This is a genomic window from Arthrobacter sp. B3I9 (assembly GCF_030816935.1).
Classification (GTDB): domain Bacteria; phylum Actinomycetota; class Actinomycetes; order Actinomycetales; family Micrococcaceae; genus Arthrobacter.
On record NZ_JAUSYO010000001.1, the window covers coordinates 3910433 to 3934720 of the forward strand.

Here is a 24288-nt window from a genome sequence, read left to right on the forward strand (position 1 = left end):
GGTCCTGTCGTTGTAGATTCGCCCCATGACGAACAATCTGAGCGTTGTGATCAACTCCGACGCGCAGCAAGTCTGGACAATGCTGCGCGAACCGTCCAAGGTGGCAGAGTGGCACGGCTGGCAGGCTGACGATCAGGCCGCCGAGATCAATGAGATCTATTTCAGCCCCAACGTGGTGGAAGGCGCGGACCACACGTCCCTCGTGGTCGACGGCGGGGACGTGTTCACCCTGAAACCGGTCCCGACCGGCACCGAGGTCAGCGTCACCCGCGCCGCCATGGACCACAACTCCGAGTGGGCCGCCTGGGATGAGGACATCACCCAGGGCTGGCTGACTTTCCTTCAGCAGCTCCGCTTCGCCCTGGAACGGCATCCCCACGGACGGCGCCGCACCATCTTCTTCTCCGTTCCGGGCACCGAGGGCTCAGCCATCGAAAAGCTGGGCGTCAGCGATGTCCCCTCCCCTGGCGAACCGTATTCGCTGACCTTGGCCACCGGCGAGGAGATCACCGGCAAGGTGTGGTTCCGCAGCAACCACCAGGTGGGCCTGACGGTTCACGGCTACGCCGAGCACGGCGAAGGGCTCGTGATCGTGGCGGACCAGCCCTCCATCCCGGACATCCGGCCCGACGGCGGCTCCCTCGTGATCGTCTCGACCTACGATCTGGGAGCCCAACGGCTGGAGGACGTCCGGAAGTACTGGGACAAATGGCGCGCTGAGAACTACCCCACATCCGACCCGCTGCACTAAGGGTTGCGCTCTGTTAGCTGGCACACTTGAACGGTGCCAGCTATTCCTGAAACAGACGCGCCTCCGCTGCAGCCTGCCCGGCAATCCGAGTTTTCCTTCCGCGTGGGCAAACGCCTGAGCGAAAGCTGCCCGCCGTCGGACACCCAGCTCGCGGAGAACGGCGGGCCCTTCCTGGGCCGCACGGGCACCATCACCACACCCCACGGCGAGATCCAGACGCCCGCGTTCATCGCCGTCGGCACCAAGGCCACGGTGAAGTCCGTCCTGCCGGAGTCCATCGCGGAACTGGGGGCGCAGGCAGTGCTGGCCAACGCATACCACCTCTACCTGCAGCCGGGCCCGGACATCCTGGACGAGGCGGGCGGGCTCGGCGCGTTCATGAACTGGCGCGGCCCGACCTTCACGGATTCCGGCGGCTTCCAGGTGATGAGCCTGGGCTCGGGCTTCAAGAAAGTCATCGACATGAAATCGGTGGACCACTCCGGACCTGATGACGCCGTCGCCCCTGGCAAGGAACGCCTCGCGCACGTCGACGAGGAGGGCGTCTGGTTCAAGAGCCACCTCAACGGGGACCGGCACCGCTTCAGCCCCGAGATCTCCATGAACGTCCAGCACCAGATCGGCGCGGACATCATGTTCGCTTTTGACGAGCTGACCACGCTGCAGAACTCCCGCGGCTACCAGGAGGAATCCCTGGAACGCACCCGCCGCTGGGCCGAGCGCTGCCTCACCGAACACTTCCGGCTCACCTCCGAGCGCGCCGGCAAGCCGTACCAGGCATTGTTCGGAGTCATCCAGGGCGCCCAGTACGAGGACCTGCGCCGCAAGGCCTGCCGGGACCTCGGAGCCATGAACTTCGACGGCTTCGGCATCGGCGGCGCGCTGGAAAAGGAGAACCTGGGGACGATCGTGCGCTGGTGCAACGAGGAGCTGCCGGAGAACAAGCCGCGGCACCTGCTGGGAATTTCCGAACCGGACGACATCTTCACGGCCATAGAGAACGGCGCGGACACCTTCGACTGCGTCTCCCCCACCAGGGTGGCCCGGAACTCGGCTTTCTATCACCCGACCGGCCGCTATAACCTTTCCGGTGCCAAATACAAGCGCGACTTCGGCCCGCTGCAGGAAGGCTGCGACTGCTACGCCTGCCAGAACTACTCCCGGGCCTACATCCACCACCTGTTCAAGGCCAAGGAGATGGTTTCGGCCACGCTGATCTCGATCCACAACGAGCGCTTCGTCGTGAAGCTGGTCGACGACGCCCGCCTGGCCATCGAGGCCGGCAGCTTCTTCGAGTTCAAGGCCGAGACGCTGGGCCAGTACTACTCCTAGGCCCGCCGCGCCGGGCCGGGGGCAGGCCGCAGCTCCTCCGCACGCCGACCCTGGACCCCGCTCTTAGGTGCGTCGGCTATCCTGACCGGATGTTCATCGAGATTCCTGCCGCAGCCGGCACAGCCGAGGCCCTGATAGCCCGCCCCACGACCGGTGAGGGCCCTTTCCCGGGCGTCATCTTCTACATGGACGCCTTTGGCCTCCGCCCGCGCATCCAGGAGATGGCGCAGCGCATCGCGGACTGGGGGTACGTGGTCCTGGCCCCCAACGTCTTCTACCGGGAGGGAACGCCAGCGGAACTGGCACCGGCCGGGGACATGACCTCGCAGGAGGGCCGCGAGGCCGCCGGCGCCGCCGCCTTCCCGCGGGTCGGGCGCCTGACGCCGGACAAGGCGCTGCCGGACATCGATGCATGGCTCGACGCGCTGCGCAGGCTCGACGGCGTCACACTCGGCCCTATCGGCGTCACCGGGTACTGCATGGGCGCTCGGCTCGCCGTCCGCACCGCCAACGCCCACCCGGAGGCCGTCGCGGCCTGCGGCGGCTTCCACGGCGGCGGCCTGGCCACCGACGACGCCGACAGTCCCCACCTGGGGCTGGAGCACGCCCGCGCCCGGTTCGTCTTTGGCCATGCTGATCACGATCGGAGCATGGATCAGGCCGCGGTTGCACGGCTGGGCCAGGCCCTGGACGCGGCCGGACTGAAGGCTTCCAACGAGATTTACGACGGCGCCCCACACGGCTACTCCATGGCGGACACGTCGGCGTTCCACCCGGAGGCCACCGAACGGCACTTCCGCGAGCTCCGCGAACTGCTCGACACGACGCTCAAGGCCTGACCCGGCCGGAACCCGCGAAATGGGCCCGGAAGCGGGCTGCCACCGGCCTTCTCGCGGATAACCGGCACGGCGCTAACGACAGCGGCGGGCCGCCGGTTTCCGGGACCGAAGTCCCTTAACCGGCAGCCCGCCGTCGTGCCGCCCGGCGCCATGGCGGCCCGGCGTGCAGGAACCTAGCGGCGCGAGGTGTCCAGAAGGTCCTTCTCGTCCTCGCCGCGGCCCCTACCGGGGGCACCGGCGTCGGCGGATACCGGGTGCCAGGCGTGGCCCTGTTCGTGGTCCAGGTGCGTGGACTTCTTGTTCTTCAGCGCGAAGATGTAGACCAGCAGCGAGATGGCGATGGCCACCGTGACGTAGGTGAAGAACAGATCCTCCCGGCCTTCCTTCTGCAGGGCCGCACCGATCAGCGGCACCGTGCCGCCGAAGAGCGAGTTCGCGATGGCGTAGCCAAGGCCGACGCCGAGGGCGCGGATGGAGGCGGGGAACAACTCGGCCTTCACCAGGGCGTTGATCGAGGTGTAGCCGCCGACGATCAGCAGCCCGCCCATCATCAGCAGGAACGCCGTGAACGTATTCTTTGTGCCGGCCAGGGCGGAGAGCAGCGGCCAGGTAAAGAGCACACCAGTTATGCCGAACCAGAGCAGCAGCGGCTTGCGGCCCACCTTGTCGGAGATGATGCCGTACACCGGCTGGAGCAGCATGAAGATGAACAGCGCCCAGAAGTTGATCACGGAGGTGTCGGTCTTGGCGATGCCGGAGGTGTCATTCATGAACTTCAGGATGAAGTTCGTGTACGTGTAGAACGCCACCGTGCCGCCGAGCGTGATGCCGATGCAGATCAGCAGCGGCTTCCAGTAGCTGGTGAACAGCAGTTTCATGGTGCCCGGCTGGGCCTGGCCAGCGACAGCGGGGGCCTTCGCTGCCTCGATCTGTTCGGCCGAGACGGTTTCTTCCATGGACCGGCGCAGCCACAGGACCACGAGGGCCGCGACGCCGCCGATCGCGAACGGAATGCGCCAGCCCCACTCACCCAGGTCCGACTTTGGCATCACGTTCTGCAGGACCACCAGGACCAGCAGGGCCAGCATCTGCCCGCCGATCAGCGTGACGTACTGGAAGCTGGAGAAGAAGCCGCGGCGCTTGCTGGTCGCTGCCTCGGACATGTACGTGGCGCTCGTGCCGTACTCGCCGCCGACGGAGAAGCCCTGGATCACGCGGATGAGCACCAGCAGGATCATGGCCCACAGGCCGATCTGCTGCTGGGTGGGCAGCACCGCAATGGCGAACGAACCGGCGGACATCATCGTCACGCTCAGCGTCAGCGCCGCTTTGCGTCCCTTGCGGTCGGCGTACCGGCCGAAGAACCAGGCGCCGATCGGGCGCATCAGGAACGACGTCGAGAAAACGGCCATCGCCTCAAGCCCGGCCTGGAGATCGTCCTTGGAGTTGAAGAAGTGCGACTGGAAATAGGCCGCGAAAACTGTGTAGACGTAGAGGTCGTACCACTCCACAAGGTTGCCGGCAGATCCCTTGAGGATATTGCCTACGGCTCTTCTGGTTTGTGCCGCTTCGGACAGCTGGGTGCTCATCAATGAACCTTCCTGGATCCGGCGCCGCAAGTAAGCAACGCCGTCCGCCACCTTAGTCTTCGTGATCCGGAACACTCGGGTTTTGGTCATATTGGTCGCAGACGCCGCGCGGACGGTTTTCGAAGGGTGGCAGGATAGACACATGACTTCTTACGCCGTGGACAACGTGCCCTCCGACGCGGACGCCTACCCCGCCGTCGCCCTGACCATCGCCGGCTCCGAGGCCACCGGCGGTGCCGGTGCGCAGGCGGACCTGAAGACCTTCCATGAACTGGGCGTCTTCGGCATCGTCAACCTGACCTGCATCGTCTCCTTCGATCCGAAGGACAACTGGAACCACCGCTTTGTTCCGGTGGACCAACAGGTCATCGCGGACCAGCTGGAGGCAACGACGGCGGCGTACGGCGCCGCGTCCGGCGCACCGTCCGTACTGGACACGGTGAAGATCGGGATGCTGGGCAGCCCCGCAACCATTTCCACTGTGGCGTCGGCGCTGACCGAGTCCGCCTTCCGGAACGTCGTGCTGGACCCGGTGCTGATCTGCAAGGGGCAGGAGCCGGGCCACGCGCTGGACACCGACCAGGCGCTGAAGACGCAGATCCTGCCGCTGGCCACCTTCGTCACGCCCAACCATTTCGAGTCCGAGTCGCTCTCCGGGCTGGAAATTACCGACGTCGAATCGCTTAAGGCCGCGGCCGTCCGCATCCATGAGCTCAGCGGCGCTGCCGTGCTGGCCAAGGGCGGGGTGCGCCTGGCGGGCCCGGATGCCGTCGACGTCTACTACGACGGCGAGACGCTGGAAGTCCTCTCCGCTCCGAAGGTGGGTGAGGTGGCAGTTTCCGGCGCCGGCTGCTCGCTGGCCGCTGCAGTGACGGCCGAACTTGCCAAGGGTGCGACGCCGCTGGAGGCCGCCCGCACCGCGAAGGACTTCGTCACCGCCGGGATCCGGAACCGGGTGGCCTCGGGCGCACCGTTCGACGCCCTCTGGCAGGGCGGCCCCCGCTAGCCCCGACTCTCCGGCCCGCAGCTGCCGGTCCCGCCCTAGCGCCGCGGGATGTTGCGCAGGTTGCTGCGGGCCATGCTCACTGCCTCGCCGGCGCCCCGGTTGAGGACCACCTTGGACATGGCCGTGGCGAAGCCGAGAATCTGGGCGCCCTTGATCTTCGGCGGGATCGAGAGTGCCTTGGGGTCGGTGATCAGCTCCACCAGGGACGGCCCGGGGTGCGCGAACGCCTCCCGGTACGCGGCCTCGATCTTGGCCGGATCGGTGACGCGGACGGCGTGGAACCCCAGCGCCCGGGCAACGTCCGCGTAGTTGGCGTCCGGGACGTCCACGCCAAAGTCCGGCAGCCCGTCCACCAGCATCTCGAGTTTGACCATGCCCAGCGTGGAGTTGTTGAAGACCACCACGTTGATCGGCAGCCGGTGCGCGGCAACAGTGATCAGCTCGCCCAGCAACATGGACAGGCCGCCGTCGCCGGAGACGGAAACGACCTGCCGGCCGGGGTAGGCGACCTGCGCCCCGATCGCATGCGGGAGAGCGTTGGCCATGGACCCGTGCAAGTATGATCCGATCAGTCTGCGCGTGCCCAGCGGGTTGATGTACCGCGCCGTCCAGACGTTGCACATGCCCGTATCCGCCGTGAAGACCGCATCCTCCGCGGCGACCTGGTCCAGCAGCGAGGCCGCGTACTCGGGATGGATCGGCTGGGTTTTTTCGACCTTGCGGGTGTACGCACCGACGGCCTTGTTCATCAGCCGGTCGTGCTTCTTGAGCATCGCGTCGAGGAAGCGGCGGCTCTTCTTCGGCGTCAGCAGCGGCATGAGGGCCGTGAGGGTCGGCAGCACGTCACCGTGCACGGCGACGTCGACGTCGGTCCGCCGGCCCAGGTTCTGCGCCGCCCGGTCCACCTGCGCCGTCCGGGTGTCTGGAAGGAACTGATCATAGGGGAAGTCCGTGCCCAGCAGGACCAACAGGTCCGCGTCCTCGATCCCCTCGGCCGCGGCGCCGTAGCCGAGCAGGCCGGTCATGCCGATGTCAAAGGGGTTGTCGTACTGCATGAAGTCCTTGCCGCGCAGCGAGTGCCCGATGGGCGCCTTGACCAGCTCGGCCAGCGCAATCACTTCATCGTGCGCACCGTCGACGCCGGCCCCGGCAAAGATAGCGACCTTGCCGGCGCCGTTGATGGCGTCCGCCAGCTCCCGCACGCTGGCGGGGTCCGGCACCAGCGCGGCCGGCCGGAAGGCCGCCGGCGCCGGGGTTTCGGCGGTCGCCTCCAGCCCGGCAATGTCGCCGGGCAGGGTCACGACGGCGACGCCGCGGAGGGCGACGGCATGCTGGATGGCGCTGTGCATCACCCGAGGGGCCTGCTCGGCGGTGCTGATGAGTTCGGAGTACACCGAGCACTCGTTGAAGAGCCGGTCCGGGTGGGTCTCCTGGAAGAAGCTGCTGCCGATCTGCTTGCTCGGGATGTGCGAGGCGATGGCGAGGACTGGGGCGCCGGAGCGGTTGGCGTCGTAGAGGCCGTTGATCAGGTGCAAGTTGCCCGGACCGCAGGAGCCGGCGCAAACTGCGAGCCGGCCGGTCAGCTGGGCCTCCGCGGCGGCGGCGAAGGCCGCGGCCTCCTCGTGCCGGACGTGGATCCAGTCAATCCCGCCCTTCGTGGCGCCCCCGGTCTTCCGGACGGCGTCGACGATCGGGTTGAGGCTGTCGCCCACAATCCCGTAGATCCGCTGCACGCCCGCAGCCTGGAGTTGTTCGACGAGCTGGGTGGCTAGTTCCTTGGCCATGGGTGCACGCTCCCGCGAGGGTGGATCGATGAGCTGACACTGGCCAATATAGTCCGCCCGCCTGGGCGCGGGTTCCAGATTAACCGGCGGCGGCGTTCTGCAGGTGGTCCGGCGGGGCCGTTTTCCACATACGGCTAGGCCACCGTTGAGGCCCTGTGTTCACCACTCATAGCGTTGTTGTAGGCATTCCGCCTTTTGCCGCTGCTAAAGCAAGGATGGACTTTGGCTAATAAATCCCGCCGCCCGGCAGCAACACGTACCTTCAGCAGTGGGCACCCTTCCGGGAACGCCGCCCGTAGCGCAAAGGACTCCCTCGCGTCGCATCTAAGCGCCCAGGAACTGGATTCGCTGGTCCCCGCATTCGTGCGTTGGCACTCGGAGCACCCCGTCGTCCGGGACGTGTCACTCGTCCTGAAGCTGCTGACCATCTTCTTTTACACTCACGCCGAAGTCTATGGTGACTCGACTGTCAGAGCGATAGAGCCAGAAGATACGGCCGAGCTCGTGGTGTTGCTCATTGAACGCGATGCCGATGTTGCGGTCCTTTACTGTGGCTCCCTACTCGAGTTCGTTGACTTTCTGAGGGACACGGGCCGGTGGTCCGGCACCCCGGAAAGCTATAAGGCCGTGCGCCGTACCCTCTGCGACGGGCTGTTCACTGCGAGATTCTTACCCGAAGGGCAGCCGCGCAAACGAGCCGGCAGCGGTCATCGGGCCTCCCGCAACAGTGCATGAGCGTCACGGGAGCGCAACGAAAAGTGTGGCGCGTCGGAGGAGTACGCGCAGGACCCGAGGGGGCGTCCCGGGTCCCGTCGAGTTCAGTTCCCGGAGTGGGCCTGCAGGAAGGAGTAGACCTCGGTCTCGTCCACGCCCGGGAACGCGCCCGGCGGCATAGCGGCGAGCAGGTGCGAGTGGGCGCGGGCCGAGGGCCAGGCGTTTCCCGCCCATTCCGACGCCAGGGCTGCCGGCGGCCGTTTGCAGCAGCTCTCGTCCGGGCACGTCGACTTGGACCGCTCGGTGGTGTCCCGGCCGCGGAACCACTTGACCTGGGCGTAGGGAACCCCCACAGAGAGCGAGAACTCGCCGTTCGCGGAGCGCTCCGTGCGGGCCGTGCACCAGTAGGTTCCGGCGGGGGTGTCGGTGTACTGGTTGTAGGCGCTGAACTTGTCCGGCACGTCAAACACCACCCGGGAGGTCCAGTTCCGGCAGGAAAACTGGCCCTCGATGGCACCGGTGTGGTCCTGGGGGAACGTCACGCCGTCGTTCTCGTAGGCCTTGTAGATGATGCCGCTTTTGTGCGTCTTCTGGAAATGCGTGCGGATGTCCAGGTGCTGGGTGGCGAGGTTGGTGAAGCGGTGCGCGGCCGTCTCGTAGGACACCGCAAACGCGTCCCGGATGTCCTCGACGGCGATTTCCTTGGCCTGCTTGGCCTTCTGCAGGAACTCAACGGTCGCCTGCTCGGGGAGCAGGAGCGCCGCGGCAAAGTAGTTGGTGGCCACCCGCTGCATCAGGAAGTCCCCGTAGTTGTTGGGTGTCCGGTGCCCCAGCACGTAGTGCCCCAGTGCCTGCAGCAGCACGGAACGGGGATCGTGATCGCTGCGGACATTCTGCGTCAGATAAATTCGGCGGTTCTTAAGGTCGGTCACGGAGCGGGTGGAATGGGGCAGATCGCCCACGTGATGGAGGCTGAAGCCGAGGTGCCCGGCGATGTCCGCGATCACATGGTGGGACAGCGGACCGCTGGTGTGCCCCACCGAGGCGAGCACCTTCTGCGCCTCACCCTCGTACTCGGGGAAATAGTTGTTCCGCTCGCGCATCATCGCCCGCAGTTCGCCGTTCGCACGGCGGGCTTCCTCCGGCGTCGCGACCTGTTCGTTGAGACGGCGTTCGAGCTCATGCTGCAGCCCCACCATCGACTCCAGCACGTCCATCGGCAGCCGCGAGCTGATGCGGATTTTGGGCAGCTTCAGCGACTCGTAAAGCGGGCTGCGCTGGTACCGCTCCAGTTCAATCTCCAGGGCGGCGCGCCGGCTGGGCGGCTCGGCGCCAAGCAGACCGTCCATGGTTGTGCCGAGAGCCGCCGCGAGCTGCTGCAGCAAGCACAGCTTGGGCTCCCGCTTGCCGTTTTCGATCAGGCTCAACTGGCTCGGGGCGGTTCCGACGGCAGCGCTCAAGTCATCGAGCGTAAGGCCGGCGGCCTTGCGCAGGTGCCGGACCCGGCGGCCCAGGCTGATGACGTCCACCTCGGGCGCAGCGGGCGAGGACGGTGATGCCGCGTGGCGGTTCCAGCTGCTCGGATGCATTTATGCAGGATATGGGAAGAAGCGCGTTTCTTTCCAGAGGTTTCCCCTAGAAACCCGCTTGGAACTGCAGAAAAGTAGGTCTCACGGAAAGTTTCGCCACTCCGGCAGGCGAGCAAGGACCGCAGCGACGCGGACCGAGCCGGCCCCGGACCACTCAAGGAGATCAGCAATGACTGCAGCATTTGAGCCCGCCCAGCAGCCGTCCGTGCAGGACACGGTAAACGAACAGGCAGCCGCCCTTGAGCTCGAGTGGGCTGCCAATCCGCGCTGGGAAGGCGTCACCCGGGACTACTCAGCGTCCGACGTCGTCCGCCTCCGCGGCCGCGTCTCCGAAGAACACACCCTGGCCCGCCGTGGTTCCGAGAAGCTCTGGAAGCAGCTTACCGAGGAGCGCCAGACCGGCGGGTACACCAACGCCCTCGGCGCCCTGACCGGCAACCAAGCCGTGCAGCAGGTCAAAGCCGGCCTCCGTGCCATTTATCTGTCCGGGTGGCAGGTAGCGGCCGACGCCAACAACTCCGGACACACCTACCCGGACCAGTCGCTGTACCCCGCGAACTCGGTGCCCACCGTGGTCCGCCGCATCAACAATGCCCTGCTCCGCGCCGACCAGATCGAATTCTCCGAAGGCATCCAGACGGTCGAGGACTGGATGGTCCCGATCGTCGCCGACGCAGAAGCCGGGTTCGGCGGCCCGCTGAACGCCTACGAACTCATGAAATCCATGATCCAGGCCGGCGCCGCGGGCGTGCACTGGGAAGACCAGCTCGCTTCGGAAAAGAAGTGCGGCCACCTCGGCGGCAAGGTCCTCATCCCCACCCAGCAGCACATCCGGACGCTGAACGCGGCCCGCCTGGCCGCTGACGTCGCCGGCACCCCGTCCGTTGTCATTGCCCGCACCGACGCCGAGGCGGCCACCCTGATCACTTCCGACGTCGACGAGCGGGACCAGGAATTCATCCTCCGCGAAGGCGGGCAGCCGGTCCGCACCCCGGAAGGCTTCTACAAGGTCCGCAACGGCATCGAACCCTGCATCGCCCGCGCCAAGGCCTACGCCCCGTACTCGGACCTGATCTGGATGGAGACCGGCACCCCGGACCTGGAGCTGGCCCGCAAGTTCGCCGAGTCCGTCAAGGCCGAGTTCCCGGACCAGATGCTCTCCTACAACTGCTCGCCGTCCTTCAACTGGCGCAAGCACCTGGATGACGCCACCATCGCGAAGTTCCAGCGCGAACTCGGCGCCATGGGCTTCACGTTCCAGTTCATCACCCTGGCCGGCTTCCACGCCCTGAACTACTCGATGTTCGACCTCGCCCACGGCTACGCCCGGGAAGGCATGAGCGCCTACGTCGAGTTGCAGGAAAAGGAATTCGCCTCAGAATCCCGCGGCTACACCGCGACCAAGCACCAGCGCGAAGTCGGCACCGGCTACTTCGACGACATTGCCACTGCGCTCAACCCGAACGCATCCACCCTCGCTTTGGTCGGATCAACCGAAGAAGGCCAGTTCCACTGACCTTTCGCCGCTCCCAAGGTGAGCTAATCAGCTCGCTCACCAGAAGGCACGACGGCGGCCCGCACCTAGGGCGCCGCTGCCAACAGGGGCCGGGAAAGGTAATCCGGAAGCGTGCGTAAAAGGGGCCCTGTCCCCGCCGGCCGAGCTCTGCGAGGCCAAAGGCGGGGACGGGGAATAGCACGCGGAGGATTGCCTTTTTCGGCCCCAACCCACCACACCCGCCGCCGTCGAACTTCCTTCTTCTCTAAGGAGAGATTTGAAATGAACAGCTTCACTGACAACTTCACTATCAATGGGATCACGTTGACCGCGCAGCCTATCTGCCGGCAGAGCGAGGTTCTTACTCCTGATGCCTTGGCGTTTGTCGCCAAGCTGCACCGGGCGACTGCCGGGCGGCGGCTGGAACTGCTGCAGGCGCGGCAGGAACGGCGCCAGCAGATCAGCAGGGGCCAGGATCCGCGGTTCCTTCGGGAGACGGAGTCCGTCCGGAACGACCCGGGCTGGCGCGTCGCTCCCCCGGCGCCGGGCCTGGAGGACCGCCGGGTGGAAATCACCGGGCCGGTGGACAAGAAGATGACCATCAACGCACTGAACTCCGGCGCCAAGGTGTGGCTTGCGGACATGGAAGATTCATCCACCCCGTCGTGGCGCAACGTCATCCAGGGCCAGCTCAACCTCACGGACGCCCTGGAACGGAGGATCGATTTCACCACCGACGAGGGCAGGGAATACAGGCTCCGCGCAGCCGGGGACCTGCCTACGATCGTGGTCCGTCCCCGCGGCTGGCACCTGCCGGAAAAGCACATGCTCATTGACGGCACCCCCATAGCAGGCGGAATCGTCGACTTCGGCCTGTACTTCTTCCACAACGCCCGCCGCCTGATCGCGCAGGGGAAAGGCCCGTACTTCTACCTGCCCAAGATCGAAAACCACCTCGAGGCCCGGCTCTGGAACGACATCTTCGTTCTGGCCCAGGACCTGCTCGGCATCCCGCAGGGCACCATCCGTGCCACGGTCCTGATCGAGACCATCACCGCTGCGTTCGAAATGGAGGAGATCCTCTACGAACTGCGCGACCACGCTGCGGCCCTGAACGCCGGCCGCTGGGACTACATCTTCTCGCTGATCAAGAACTTCCGGACCCGCGGGCCCCGGTTTGTGCTCCCGGACCGCGGCCAGGTCACCATGACGGCCCCGTTCATGCGGGCCTACACCGAGCAACTCGTCCGGGCATGCCACAAGCGCGGCGCCATGGCGATCGGTGGAATGGCCGCGGCGGTACCCAACCGCAAGGACGCGGCAGCCAATGCCATCGCCTTCGAGAAGGTCCGCGCCGACAAGACCCGGGAGGCGGCCGACGGTTTCGACGGTTCCTGGGTGGCTCATCCGGATCTGGTGCCGGTCTGCCGTGAGGTGTTCGACGGCGTCCTCGGCGAGCGCCCGAACCAGCTGGACCGGCTCCGTGAGGATGTCATTGCCGACGACCGCACGCTCCTTGACGTCGCCTCGACCACCGGCACCATCACCGAGCAGGGCATCCGGAACAACATCGAGGTCGGGATCCGCTACATCGAGTCTTGGCTTCGCGGCAACGGCGCGGTCGCCATCCACAACCTGATGGAGGACGCCGCCACTGCGGAAATCTCCCGCTCCCAGCTGTGGCAGTGGATCTTCTCCCGGGCCATCACGGACAAAGGCGACGTCGTCACGCGCGAAGGAGTCGAGGACATGCTGGACGAGGAGTTCGCCAGGCTCGAACGCTTCGAAGGGGACCGCTTCGCCGACGCGCGGGACATCTTCGAGGAAGTCACGCTTGGCGCCTCCTTCCCCCCGTTCCTGACACTGCCGGCCTACGACCGCTTCCTGCACGAAGCGCGCGACGGCGGCAAGGTCCGCACCAAGGACTCCGCGCTGGTGCCCGCCTAGAGCGGCTCCCGTCGACGACCGCGTCGAGAGGACAGTTGAGGCCGGTGTTCATCGCGAACATCGGCCTCAACTGTCACCTCGATGGAGGCCGGGAGGTTGGGGCCTCAGCGGACCTTGGGCACGTGCCGCACGGACAAGGCGGTTCCGAGGATAAAGACCGCCACGGAGCCAAGCACCATGAGCAGCGGGCCGGTCCAGGAACCGGAGACGCCGCGCACATACCCCAGCAGGGTGGGGGCAGCGGCCCCGAAGCAGTAGCCGGCACCCTGGACGACGGCGGACATCCGCCCTGCCGTGGCCTGGTCCCGGGCCACCCGGATGATGGCGATGAAGATGAGCGTGATGCCGCCGCCCTGGGCAATCCCGCCCACCGCGGACCACAACCACCACAGCTCGGGCGCCAACAGCAGGCCCAGCGGCACGGTCAGCCACAGGAGCCCCAAGGTGAGCGCGACCGCCGTCGTACTGCTGAAACGGGCCACGAGCGGAACGCCCAGGGCACCGGCAATGGCGAGGATCTGGAACAGCGAGGACCCGGCGCCGGCCGCGGCTGCCGACATGCCGAGCTCGTCCGACAGCAGGCTGGGCAGCCACGCGGTCAAGCCGTAGTAGGAGAATGCCTGGCCGGCGAATCCAGCGGTGAGGCCGGCGGTGATCCAGCGCGACGCCGGTTTGCCTCCGGCGCGTCCCGGGTTCGACGCCGGCACGGCTTCCGGCCGGAAGGCCCGGGCGCCGAAGGCAAGCAGCCAGACCGCCGCTGCCGCGAGGGCGAACAGACCGCCGGCCGCCAGCGCCGGCCGCCAGCCCAGCAGTTCGGCCAGCGGCGCAGTCACCATGGAGGTCACGAAGGAGCCGATGTTCATCGCAGCGGTGTAGATGCCCATGGCGGTTCCCTGCCTGGCCGGGGAGAAGTCGCGGCGGATGATCAGCGGGAGGGCGATGTTGCCCACCGTGATGGCGAGGCCGAGAATCACGGTGCCCAGCATGACAAGGGCACCGTCTCCGGCAGAACGCACAACAACGCCCAGCAGCACGCCCAGGAGGGTGAGGGTGATGGCCACCTCCGCGCCCAGTTTTCGGCCCGCCAGGGAAGCCAGCGGTGATGCGAGGGCGAAGCAGAGCACCGGGATCCCGGTCAGGAAGCCCACTTCCACCGGCGAAAAGCCGAGGTCACGCTGCATCGGGCCGACCACCGGAGCGACGGCGACGAACGGGCCGCGCATGTTCAGGGCGATGAGGCCGATTGCGGCCAGCAGGAGCATGGCGCGGGGCACGCGGGAGAGGATGCCGGCCCTCATTGGTGTTGCTGCTGGGACGGTGGGTACAAAGGTGCTTTCATCAGTCCCATTGCTATCACGCACCGCCGCCGCGGACGGAACATGACGCCCGCGCGGACCTCCTAGGCCGCGGTCAATACGGCGAGGTTTTCCGGCGCCAGGACGTAGTCAATCGCCATGATTCCGGCGCCGATGACCCCGGCGTCCGCCCCCGTCCTGGCTTGAACGATGGACAAGTGCTGCGTGGCCAAAGGGGTGGACCGCGAATAAACGACCTCCCGCATTCCTGCAATCAGCTGTTCGCTCGCTTCAGCCATGGAGCCCCCAATGACGATCAGCGACGGATTCAGGATGCTGACGCACATGTTGAGAACTTCACCGATATCCCGCCCCGCCTGCCGCACGACCTGGCCCGCCAGGAGGTTGCCCTGCTGGACAAGGGCCACCACATCCCCGTCCCGCTCCAGCTCCATGCCTTCCGCCCGAAGGGCCGCTGCGATGGCCGGGCGGCCGGCTATTGCCTCGAGGCACCCTATGTTGCCGCAGCGGCAGGCGATGCCGGCGGCCCTCGCGACGGCGATGTGCCCGACGTCGCCCGCGGAGCCATCCGCGCCGCGCTGCAACTGTCCGCTGCTGATGATGCCCGATCCGATGCCGGTCGCTACCTTAAGGAAAATCATGTTGTCGGACTCCGGCCACGCCACCGCCCGCTCCCCCAGCGCCATGATGTTGACGTCGTTGTCCACCAGGACCGCCACGTCGTAACTGCGCTGGATGTAGCGTGGAACGTCGAATCCATTCCAGCCCGGCATGATCGGTGGCTGCGACGGCTTTCCCGACGAGTGCTCCACAGGACCGGGAAGCCCGATGCCCACTGCGATAACATCGCCCTTTTCCCGCCCAAGCTCGGCCAGGAGCGCATCGACCGTCCCCACAAGCCTCTCCAAGACAGGCTCGGGCCCTGCAGCAATCTGGATCTCTTCCGTGACCTTGGCCAGGGTGCTCCCGGCAAGGTCGAGCAGGGCCACCGTCGCGTGGGTGGCACCGATGTCCGCCGCAGCCACCAGGCGCGCAACGGGGTTGAAGGCCACCAAGGCCGACGGCCGGCCTCCGGTTGAAGCGGCGTCCCCGACCGGCGCAATAAAACCGGTGTCAATCAGTTCATCAATGCGGGAAGTGATCGTAGAGCGCGCAAAGCCCGTCGCTGCCGACAGTTCGGAACGTGTCCGCGGCCTGCCATCCCTTAATATCTGAAAGAGTTCGCTGGCACCGAATCCTGGCATTTGCTTTACCGCTTTCTTCGTCCTCAGCCGGCTGAGCTCGCTCGCCAGGGATTGGGTCAAGGTCATCAACGCCTTACTGATCGGTCGTGCATAGCCGTTGGCCGTGGGGCGGTGCTGCGAGTCCGGCAATAAGACGATCTGCGTAACCCCCCAGGGGCGTACGAAACCATTATGGCCCGGAGGTGGGGGGTTATGCCACCCCGAATATAAAGTCGCGCTATTTCTGTCAACTTCTGCGGTTATAGCGCCGTAAGAACCGCCTCGCCCACTATCCGGCACCCCGGTCACTCCGCGGGGCCAGACCCCTTCAAAACAACACCGGCGGCCCTGCAACTTCAGCGTCACACCGCACGACTTTTGTATGAGCCCTAGTAAAAGCTGTGGGACCTGTGTCACACTCTTCCCACCAGCAAGCCGGAAGCCTGTGGGCTGATTGCCGAGCCGCTGGTATTCACCCCGCAACAAAGGAGCAGTTTTTATGGGAAGAACGATGATGGCTGTGCGGCTCCACGGCGCAGGCGACCTCCGATTGGACGAGGTCCCCGTCCCTGAGCCTCGGGACGGTGAGGTTCTCGTCAGCGTATGGCGTAGCGGAATCTGCGGCACCGACCTGCACATCGCCAAAGGCACGTTCCCCGCGCCCAACCTCCCGCTGACCCTGGGGCATGAATTTTCTGGAACTATTGCAGCCCTCGGTTCAAACACCGGCTCTCTGGCAGTGAATGACAATGTCGTCGTCGACATCAACATCGCCTGTGGCCATTGTTTTTTCTGCCGACGGGGCCAAAAACTCTTCTGCCCGGCCGTCTCGCAACTCGGTGTCCATTCCTCGGGCGGACTCGCGGAGTTCGTCGTTGTACCCGTATCAAACGTCTACGTTCTGCCGCAATCCCTGAGCCTGGACGCGGCAGCATACGTTGAACCCCTTGCCTGCGCGATCCATGGCCAGGACCGGATCGGGATCAAGTCCGGCGAACGCGTACTCATCATCGGGGGCGGCCCGATGGGGCTCGCTCACATTGCCTTGGCCAAACTCGGCGGAGCGAGCAATGTGATCGTCTCAGAACCGGATCCGGACCGTCGAGCGGTTGCCGAACGACTCGGCGCCGACTACGTTCTCAGCCCTTTCGACAACGGCTTCGCCGACGAGGTCGCCTACCTGACCGACGGTGTAGGGCCCGACGTCGTCATCGAAGCCGTCGGCTCCATCCCCACCTACGAAGCGGCGATTTCCCTCGTACGCCGCGGTGGCCGGGTGCTTGCCTACGGTGCAGCGCCTCAAACGGCCTCCATGTCTCTGCGGCCCTTCGATATCTATTCCAAAGAGCTCACGATCGTTGGCTCGTACGCGGGCACCTACGACACGTGGCCCCGGGCCATCGAGCTTCTCGCTTCAGGGCGATTCGACCCGGCCCTGATTGTTGACTCCGTCCGGCCGCTTAGCGAAGCCATCGAAGCCATCCGCGGCCTGGAGACGGACAAATCGATTGTAAAGGTCCAAATCCAAGTGCCCAGCCTTTCCTCCTCCTAACGCGTCCCACCACCCGTCCAATTTCGATGAAGAAAGTGAACAACATGAAAGCTAGCCAGAAACGAGCCGCAAAGCTGCGGATCGGGGCTCTCGGCGTGATTACCGCTGCGGCGGTAGCATTGAGCGGCTGCGCTGCCGGCGCACCCCAGAACGATTCAGGCAAGAAGACGCTAAATGCCATTTTCCTCCCTGCCGACTGGGGCAAGGTTGTCCAGGAGAAACTCGCCCCCGAGTATGAGAAGGAAACCGGGGTGAAGGTGAATGTCGAACTCGTGGGTCGTGATGCGATCCATGAAAAGATGGCCACCCTGTTTGCCGGACAGGACTCCAGCTACGACATCTTCAACGTTGACTACAACTGGATCCCGGAATTCGGTAAGGGCGGCCATCTGCTTCCCTTGGACAATGCCCTCCAGGACAAGGAGGACTTTCTGCCGCTGAGCCTCAAGGTCGCCACTTGGGACAACAAGCTCCTGGGAATTCCGCAGACGGTCCACCCGGCGACGCTCTGGTACAACAGCGCACTCTATGGCGATCAGACGATGAAAGACCAGTACCAGGCGGAAACCGGGAACGCGCTCGCTGTACCGAAGACGATGGACGAGTGGCTGACCCAGGTTAAGTTCTTCAACGGCAAGACGTTCAAGGGCCAGAAGCTTTCGGGCTGGGCCGCCCAGGCCGCCAAGGGCTTCGGAAACGTGCACACGTGGCTGAGCTTCGCCTATTCGTTCGGCTGCAAGCCGTTCAACGCCGATTTCACCAAATCGACACTGACGACGCCTGAGTGCCTGGGGGCCACCGAGCGGTGGTCCGAGATGATGAAGTACATGCCCGCGGGAGCCAACGACTTTACGTACGACAGCGTTACCACAGCGGCCCAGCAGGGTTCGATCGCTACAGCCATCCAGTGGTCCTGGGGCCAGTTCGCCACCGATAACCCATCCGCGTCCAAGACCGTCGGAGACTGGCAGATGACGACGATTCCGAAGGGCCCCACCGGACTCAGTTCGGCTCATCTTGCAGAATGGGTGATCTCGGTGTCCAAATACTCCAAGAACACCGAGGAGGCCACGAAGTTCGCTGTTTGGCTTGAGTCGAAGAAGAACGACGTCCTGCAGGCAGCCAATGGCGGCGGCGATCCCGTGCGCGCCTCCAGCTACTCGGATCCGACGCTGACGGAGCAGAAGCTTGAGGGCAACGGAGCGGCCCGGTTCCGGCGTTTGCCGGTGACCTTGGAGGCCATGAAGACGGCACAGCCCAGGCCGTTCTTCCCCGGCGAAGAAACCTGGGAAACGGCCCTGAGTACCGAGCTCAGCGCCATTTCGCTGGGGCAGCGCGGTGTACAGGAGGGTCTCTCTCGCGCCAACGAGGCCATAGACAAGAACCTCTCGCGGTAATGACCACATCAATCACAGAGTCTCCGGCGCCCCGGAAAGCCGCTCGGCGTTCCGGGGCGCCCGCGGGGCGCCGGCCCAAGAAACTCGGACGCTACCTCGCGATGTCCCCCGGCCTGCTGTTTTTGGCCGCGATCTCCCTTTACCCCACGCTCTACTCTCTCGTCGTCTCCTTCATGCGCTGGAACCTCTCGAGCGGTGAAGCCGCTCGCTTCGCAGGCGTTGACAACTTTGTCGGCCTGCTGACCGACGGGCTGTTCTGGAACTCGGTTCGCGTAACCCTGGTGTTTGTGTTCTTCTCGGTTCTCATAGAGCTCGTTCTCACCTTTGGGTTGGCTCTCCTCTTCTTCCGCGGCTTTCCGGGGGATAAGTTGCTACGGGCTTTGATCATGATGCCCATGCTCTGCGCGCCGGTGGTCGTGGGCCTACTAGCCCGCTTCAGCCTTGAACCGACGTACGGGATCGTCAATCAACTTATGCGTAGCATCGGTCTTCCAACCACCGAATTCCTTGGGAACGTCGACCTGGCGCTGCCCACGCTTATAGCGATCGATGTATGGCAGTGGTCCCCGTTCCTGTTCCTCATCCTTCTCGCCGCCATGCAAGGCCTCCCAGAGGAGGTCATCGAGGCATCCAAGATCGACGGCGCTTCGTGGCCCCGCATCATCTGGCACCAGTTCCTTCCGCTCCTGCGCTACCCGATCCTCGTCGGCGTGCTCCTGCGGCTCATTGATTCATTCCGTGTCTATGACATCGTCTACATGACGACCCGTGGCGGACCGGTCGATGCGACTTCCACCATGTCCTGGCAGATCTACAACGTGGGGTTCCGCGCTTTTGATATCTCCTATGCTGCCGCGTTCTCGTGGCTGCTGCTCCTGCTCGTTCTACTAGCCGTCAATTCGCTGATCCGGCGAATGGTCGCGCGCTCTTGAAGGGTTCAGTCATGTCCGTAAGACGCCGCAGCATCAACTGGAATGTGGGAGTGCGAGCTGCCGTGGCCGTCATCTGCACGTTTCTCTTCATCGCGCCGGTCCTGTGGATGGTCACTACGGCCTTCAAAACCGGCAACCAGGCATTCTCCGGAGAGATCCAGTGGTTCTTCACACCCACCCTTGAGAACTTCGCTGAAGTGCTTGGCGGTACCAGGCTCACCTACGCCTTGATCAACAGCCTGCAGGTATCAGTGATCTCCTCCATCGTGGCGATCTTGCTCGCCTCCGGCATCGCGTACCCACTGGCCCGATACGAGTTCAGAGGCCGGGACCAGATCGCGGGAACAATCTTGTCCCTGCGTATCGTGCCTCCCATCGTGACCATCATCCCGCTTTTCCTGGTCATGCGGACAGTCGGCCTGAACGGTTCGCTGCTCTCCATCATTATTCTTCACGTCTTCATGAACCTGCCGCTGGCTGTCTGGCTGCTGCGGGGCTTCTACGAGGACGTCCCCAAGGAAATCGAGGAAGCAGGGGCAATCGACGGCCTGGGCAGCGTCGGGATCTTCTTCCGTATGGTCCTTCCACTCGCTATGCCCGGCGTCGCCTCAACCGCACTGCTGTGCTTCGTCTTCTCCTGGAATGAGTTCCTCTTCGCAAGCGTGCTGTCGAACGCCGGCAGCCAAACCGTGACAGTGGCCCTAACCCAGTATGTGACCCCAGTGGGGACTGAGTGGACCTTGATCATGGCGGCGGGCACCGTGGTTGCAGTGCCGGTATGGCTGGCAGCCCTGGCTGCCCAGAAATACCTCGTCCGCGGGCTCTCCCTCGGCGCGGTCAAATAAGATGCGCCCACTCTAAGCCCCCTCTAATCCCAGTCCCGAAAGGCAGTTCAATCATGTTCCGCTACACATACAACACTCTCGTCTACGGCGGCGAGGCCATCGAGACCGGCATCGAGCGCATCGCCAAAGCTGGCTATAACGGCGTGGAACTGGTGGGAGAACCAGAACAACAGGACGAATCCGCTCTTCGTTCTGCCCTCATTGAGCACCAAGTCGTTGCCTCTTCCATAGTGAGCATCTACACGCCGGAGCGTGACATCGTCAGTTCGTCCCCGGAGGTCCGAGCGAACGCCGTCAAGTACGTCAAGGGAAACATCGATTACGCAGCCCGGCTGGGCGCGGAAATCGTAACGTTCACCCCCACTGCGTGCATGAAGATCACGCCGGAGGCCGACATCAAACAGGAATGGGCCTGGGCCGTTGGCGCCGCAAGCGAACTCTCTGCCTACGCCGGGGACAACGGAGTACGCTTGGCCCTCGAACCGTGGAACCGCTACGAGACCTACCTCATCAACCGGACAGAACAGGCTCTTCAGTTCCTAGACGAAGTCGACAGCCCACATATCGGTTACATGGTTGACACCTTCCACATGTCCATTGAAGAGCGGGATATCGCGGACTCGATCCGCAAAGCCGGAAGCCGCTTGGCGCACGTGCACCTGGCCGACAGCAACCGGGCGGCTCCCGGATACGGGCACCTGGACTTCGAGCCCATCATCCAGGCCATTCTCGACGCAGACTATAAGGGCTGGATCTCCTACGAGCTGCTACCCGCAGCGGGAGACGTCTGGGGAGTGCTGAGCGGTGCCGGCGCGCCGGAGTTCAAGGACGAATACACAGCAGCGGCAATTCAGCACACGCGGACGATTGAACGTCGCTTGGGAGGTCTGTAAATGCCGGCCAACCCCATTGGGCTCAGCACCTTTATCCTCGCCTCGCCCTTCTCCTTCGAGGAGGCGTGGGCCTTTGACCGGGTGGCAGAGCTCGGCTACGACGTCATTGAAGTGTGCATCGAAGATCCGCAGAGGATCACGTCAGAATGGCTCGTCCAGGAATCCCGGCGGACAGGGATTGACGTCGGCATCTGCGGCGCGTTCGGCCCAGACCGCGACGTGTCGGATCCCGACCCCGGCCGACGCGAGAACGGCATGGCCTACCTTCGCGGCTGCGTTGACGTAGCAGCAGAAGTAGGTTCCCCCCATGTTGCCGGCCCCATGTTTTCGGCAACGGGCCGGGCGGAGCTATTGGAACCCGGTGAGCGCCAAGCCCGGTGGCAGAACGCCGTCGAAAGCCTCCGCGCGGTAGCGGACTATGCCGGCGACCGCGGAGTGCGTCTCGCCATCGAGCCGCTCAACCGCTTCGAGACGGACATGGTCAACACGGTCGAGCAGGGGCTGAACCTGTGCGATGACATTGGCAGGGAGAACGTCGGACTCCTGGTCGACACGTTCCACATGAACATCGAGGAAAAAGACATCGCCGATGCGGTCAGGAGCGCCGGATCGCGAATCTTCCACGTGCAGGTGTCAGAAAATGACAGGGGTACCCCTGGATCGGGCCACGTCCCCTGGGACAGCTTTTTCAATTCCCTGAAGGATATCGATTATTCAGGCCAGATTGTGGTCGAGTCATTCCTGCCGACAGTGAAGGAGATCGCCCGAGCGGTCTCCCTGTGGCGTCCCGTGGCGCCGTCGATGGAAAGCCTTTCGGAAGAGGGTCTCGCCTTCGTCAGGCGCATGCTGGCGGACAGCAGCGTGGGCGGACCGACCCGGCAAAACTGAGGGCAGGCATTCCCCCTGAACGGGTCTTGCCGTCCGCGGAACCGGGCCTTCACGCGGTAACGGCATTTTGGAGGCGAGGTTCCCCCGAGGGTACGGGCGCCCCCGGGCGTTCTGACTAGGTGTGATCAGCCAGAACGCCCGGGGCGCCGTTCGCAGTCGCCTTACTTGGCTAATGCGTTGTAGGCGTCACGCACGTAGGCATCCGAAGCCCGGAGCTCACGGCCGATCTTCTCCAGGCTCCAACCGTGCGTTCCGTGGCACTTCAGGCTGGCGGCGCCCTGATAGCCTGCGCGGTGCAGCTCCGAAAGCAGGAACCTATGGTCCAGCGTCCCGTCGGGTGAGGGCAGCTGCTTCTCGCCGGGCCCGAAGTTCAGGCCATCCACACCGTGGCGGTAGCCGCGGTCGACGTCCCAGATGTAGTAGTAAAAGAGCCTTTTGCGTTCGGTCAGGAACGTGATGACCTCGCTGATCGTCTCCTGCATGACCCACAGGTGCGGCGGCGCCAGGCAGACGCCCAGGTAGGGATCGTCGATGTCGCGCACCAGGCGTTTGATCTGGGCAAACGTGTCGACGCCCTCGTCCCACCGTTTGTCTTCGTTGCCACCGGCTTCAAAGTCGGCGGAAAAGGGAACCGTCAGATGGTTCTCAACCGCAATCCGCACACCTGCGCGGGCCCCTGCTTCCACTATCGGCGGCAGAAAGGACCCCACAAAGTCCGGGTAGTTTGCTTCGCAATCGAAAATGACGGTGTCGATGCCCAACTGGGAAGCGAACTCAACGCGTTCCAGTATCTCGTCCTGGTTCTTTCCATAGACGGTGAGACCGGAAGGCTTCATTCCGTACTTATCGAGGAGGTCGCGGATCTTTCCGGGATCGTCCCCCGGGTTGACGTGATGCGCCAAGGGAGCCGCCGAAGACCAGAGGTTGACCTCCTTAAAGCCGATGTCAGCGAGGTCTCTGAGTGCCTCTTCAAGGGACATGTCGTGGTACGGGAGGATCTCTGCGGTGTAGCGGAACATGCTGCTTGTCCTTTTCCTAGGTGCCGGTCGCTGGTGCGTTCGCGGTTAGCTCCACACAAATACGGCTTTTTCGGTCTCACGCCGGTCGAAGGCACCGAAGGCCTGCTCGGCATCTTCCAATGAATATTCATGACTGATGATCGCTTCGACGTCGACCTTGTTGTCGTCGACAAAGCGCAGAATCTCCTGCCATTCACCGATCGGGAAGTACCAACCGCCGACCACGGTGAGGAGTTTGCGGATGACCTGGTCACTGGGGTTGATCTGCGTGGCACGGGACTCACCGACGAAAGCCACGCATCCCAGCTTCGCCGCGGCGTCCAAAGCGGTGTTCTGGCCCGCCGGGTTGCCGGAGCAGTCGATTGCCGCCTCGACGCCGCGGCCGCCGGTCATTGCGAGGATCGCTTCGACGGCGTCCGAATCTTTACTGTTCACGACGTCGTCCGCGCCGAGAGCTCGCGCTTGCTGCAAACGCTCATCGAGGATATCGACGGCGATCACGCGGGCGCCGAAGGCTTTGGCTACAAGAACGGCCGCCGACCCCATGGGCCCGAGGCCAATGACGGCGACGGTCTTGTTGCCGCTGACTGCCATCTTTTTCTGCACGTGGTACTGGCTGCCGATCATGTCGGTCATGACAGCGCCGGCTTTGAAGCTGAAGTGGTCGGGCAACGGCAAAGCGTTCCTGGCCGCAATGGTGAAATAGTCGGCGTCCCCTCCGGGGAAGTCGAACCCGAAACAACTCCATTCGGCGCACAGCATCGAGTAACCCTGGCCGCAGTACTCACAGTGGCCACACCCGACAGCAAGATGAGCCGCGACGCGGTCTCCCACACGGATGCCATTGACCGCTTCTCCGACCGCCACCACAACCCCTGCGGCCTCGTGGCCAGGTACGACGCCTCCAGTCCCGGCGGCGTCTCCTCCGACGATCGGGGTGCCATAGTAGAGGCTCATATCGCTCCGGCAGATGGCGGAGGCCCGGGTCTCCACCAGGACTTCATGGGATGCCGGCTCCGGCCGTTCGCGGTCTGCAACCAGGACCTTTTTGTCCCCCGGAAGAATTACTGCACGCATCAACGCGACTCCTTCTTGTCGTCTTTGTCCCGGTGAGCACTGCCCGCTGAGTCGGCGTGCCGACCGGTGCCTTACGGCCCGCCCTTAGTTCGGACGCCTG

19 protein-coding genes are annotated in these 24288 nt (G+C 64.6%); 12 read left to right on the plus strand and 7 right to left on the minus strand.

The genetic code is table 11. The features are described 5' to 3' along the window. Positions 1 to 25: 25 nt before the first annotated feature. The 3 genes from QFZ65_RS18045 to QFZ65_RS18055 all read left to right on the plus strand — a co-directional run bounded on the left by QFZ65_RS18045 (position 26) and on the right by QFZ65_RS18055 (position 2922). Positions 26 to 751 (plus strand): SRPBCC domain-containing protein, encoded by a 726-nt coding sequence (locus QFZ65_RS18045; RefSeq protein ID WP_306912114.1) that lies wholly within the window; start codon positions 26 to 28, stop codon positions 749 to 751. Positions 752 to 793: 42 nt separating this feature from the next. Next, the gene (gene tgt / locus QFZ65_RS18050; protein WP_306912632.1) at positions 794 to 2083 is read left to right on the plus strand and encodes a tRNA guanosine(34) transglycosylase Tgt; all 1290 of its coding nucleotides are present in this window, start codon (positions 794 to 796) and stop codon (positions 2081 to 2083) included. A gap of 89 nt (positions 2084 to 2172) precedes the next feature. Beyond that, a complete protein-coding gene (locus QFZ65_RS18055; protein ID WP_306912115.1) occupies positions 2173 to 2922 on the plus strand; it encodes a dienelactone hydrolase family protein in 750 nt (249 codons plus the stop codon). Between the two features lie 173 nt (positions 2923 to 3095). Here the strand turns inward: QFZ65_RS18055 and QFZ65_RS18060 are convergent, their stop codons facing one another. Further along, on the minus strand, positions 3096 to 4511 hold the full coding sequence (locus QFZ65_RS18060) for an MFS transporter (RefSeq protein WP_306912116.1): 1416 nt from the start codon (positions 4509 to 4511) through the stop codon (positions 3096 to 3098). Positions 4512 to 4653: 142 nt separating this feature from the next. Here QFZ65_RS18060 and QFZ65_RS18065 point away from each other — a divergent pair, with 142 nt between their 5' ends. Beyond that, positions 4654 to 5517 carry a hydroxymethylpyrimidine/phosphomethylpyrimidine kinase gene (locus QFZ65_RS18065; RefSeq protein WP_306912118.1) on the plus strand — a complete coding sequence of 288 codons (864 nt, stop codon included), beginning with the start codon at positions 4654 to 4656 and terminating at the stop codon, positions 5515 to 5517. Between the two features lie 35 nt (positions 5518 to 5552). Here the strand turns inward: QFZ65_RS18065 and QFZ65_RS18070 are convergent, their stop codons facing one another. After that, complete coding sequence (locus QFZ65_RS18070; protein WP_306912120.1) at positions 5553 to 7301, minus strand: pyruvate dehydrogenase; 1749 nt, start codon at positions 7299 to 7301, stop codon at positions 5553 to 5555. An 818-nt stretch (positions 7302 to 8119) separates the two neighbouring features. Next, a complete protein-coding gene (locus QFZ65_RS18075; protein ID WP_306912122.1) occupies positions 8120 to 9604 on the minus strand; it encodes a helix-turn-helix transcriptional regulator in 1485 nt (494 codons plus the stop codon). A 169-nt stretch (positions 9605 to 9773) separates the two neighbouring features. On the opposite strand from QFZ65_RS18075, the gene aceA reads away from it, so the two are divergent. Both aceA and aceB read left to right on the plus strand, forming a co-directional pair. Next, a complete protein-coding gene (gene aceA / locus QFZ65_RS18080; RefSeq protein WP_306912124.1) occupies positions 9774 to 11120 on the plus strand; it encodes an isocitrate lyase in 1347 nt (448 codons plus the stop codon). Between the two features lie 261 nt (positions 11121 to 11381). After that, positions 11382 to 13046 (plus strand): malate synthase A, encoded by a 1665-nt coding sequence (gene aceB, locus QFZ65_RS18085; protein WP_306912125.1) that lies wholly within the window; start codon positions 11382 to 11384, stop codon positions 13044 to 13046. A gap of 104 nt (positions 13047 to 13150) precedes the next feature. On the opposite strand, the gene QFZ65_RS18090 is transcribed toward aceB, so the two are convergent. After that, positions 13151 to 14344, minus strand: coding sequence for a CynX/NimT family MFS transporter (locus QFZ65_RS18090; protein WP_306912126.1), 1194 nt, complete (start codon positions 14342 to 14344; stop codon positions 13151 to 13153). 101 nt (positions 14345 to 14445) lie between these two features. Continuing rightward, complete coding sequence (locus tag QFZ65_RS18095; RefSeq protein ID WP_306912633.1) at positions 14446 to 15606, minus strand: ROK family protein; 1161 nt, start codon at positions 15604 to 15606, stop codon at positions 14446 to 14448. A 478-nt stretch (positions 15607 to 16084) separates the two neighbouring features. On the opposite strand from QFZ65_RS18095, the gene QFZ65_RS18100 reads away from it, so the two are divergent. Genes QFZ65_RS18100 through QFZ65_RS18125 form a run of 6 tightly spaced genes read left to right on the plus strand, consistent with a single transcriptional unit; the run spans position 16085 to position 22092 of the window. Continuing rightward, on the plus strand, positions 16085 to 17137 hold the full coding sequence (locus QFZ65_RS18100) for a zinc-binding dehydrogenase (RefSeq protein WP_306912128.1): 1053 nt from the start codon (positions 16085 to 16087) through the stop codon (positions 17135 to 17137). Between the two features lie 44 nt (positions 17138 to 17181). Further along, entirely contained in the window at positions 17182 to 18534 is a 1353-nt protein-coding gene (locus tag QFZ65_RS18105; protein ID WP_306912130.1) for a sugar ABC transporter substrate-binding protein, read from the plus strand. Then, on the plus strand, positions 18534 to 19466 hold the full coding sequence (locus QFZ65_RS18110; protein ID WP_306912133.1) for a carbohydrate ABC transporter permease: 933 nt from the start codon (positions 18534 to 18536) through the stop codon (positions 19464 to 19466). Before QFZ65_RS18105 ends, QFZ65_RS18110 begins: the two co-directional genes overlap by 1 nt. An 11-nt stretch (positions 19467 to 19477) precedes the next feature. Then, positions 19478 to 20311 carry a carbohydrate ABC transporter permease gene (locus QFZ65_RS18115; protein WP_306912134.1) on the plus strand — a complete coding sequence of 278 codons (834 nt, stop codon included), beginning with the start codon at positions 19478 to 19480 and terminating at the stop codon, positions 20309 to 20311. 53 nt (positions 20312 to 20364) lie between these two features. Continuing rightward, on the plus strand, positions 20365 to 21204 hold the full coding sequence (locus QFZ65_RS18120) for a sugar phosphate isomerase/epimerase family protein (protein ID WP_306912135.1): 840 nt from the start codon (positions 20365 to 20367) through the stop codon (positions 21202 to 21204). Then, positions 21205 to 22092, plus strand: a complete 888-nt coding sequence (locus QFZ65_RS18125) for a sugar phosphate isomerase/epimerase (RefSeq protein WP_306912137.1) — start codon at positions 21205 to 21207, stop codon at positions 22090 to 22092. A 161-nt stretch (positions 22093 to 22253) separates the two neighbouring features. On the opposite strand, the gene QFZ65_RS18130 is transcribed toward QFZ65_RS18125, so the two are convergent. Beyond that, the gene (locus tag QFZ65_RS18130) at positions 22254 to 23111 is read right to left on the minus strand and encodes a sugar phosphate isomerase/epimerase (protein ID WP_306912140.1); all 858 of its coding nucleotides are present in this window, start codon (positions 23109 to 23111) and stop codon (positions 22254 to 22256) included. Positions 23112 to 23156: 45 nt separating this feature from the next. Further along, positions 23157 to 24188 (minus strand): zinc-binding dehydrogenase, encoded by a 1032-nt coding sequence (locus QFZ65_RS18135; RefSeq protein WP_306912142.1) that lies wholly within the window; start codon positions 24186 to 24188, stop codon positions 23157 to 23159. Positions 24189 to 24288: the final 100 nt, after the last annotated feature.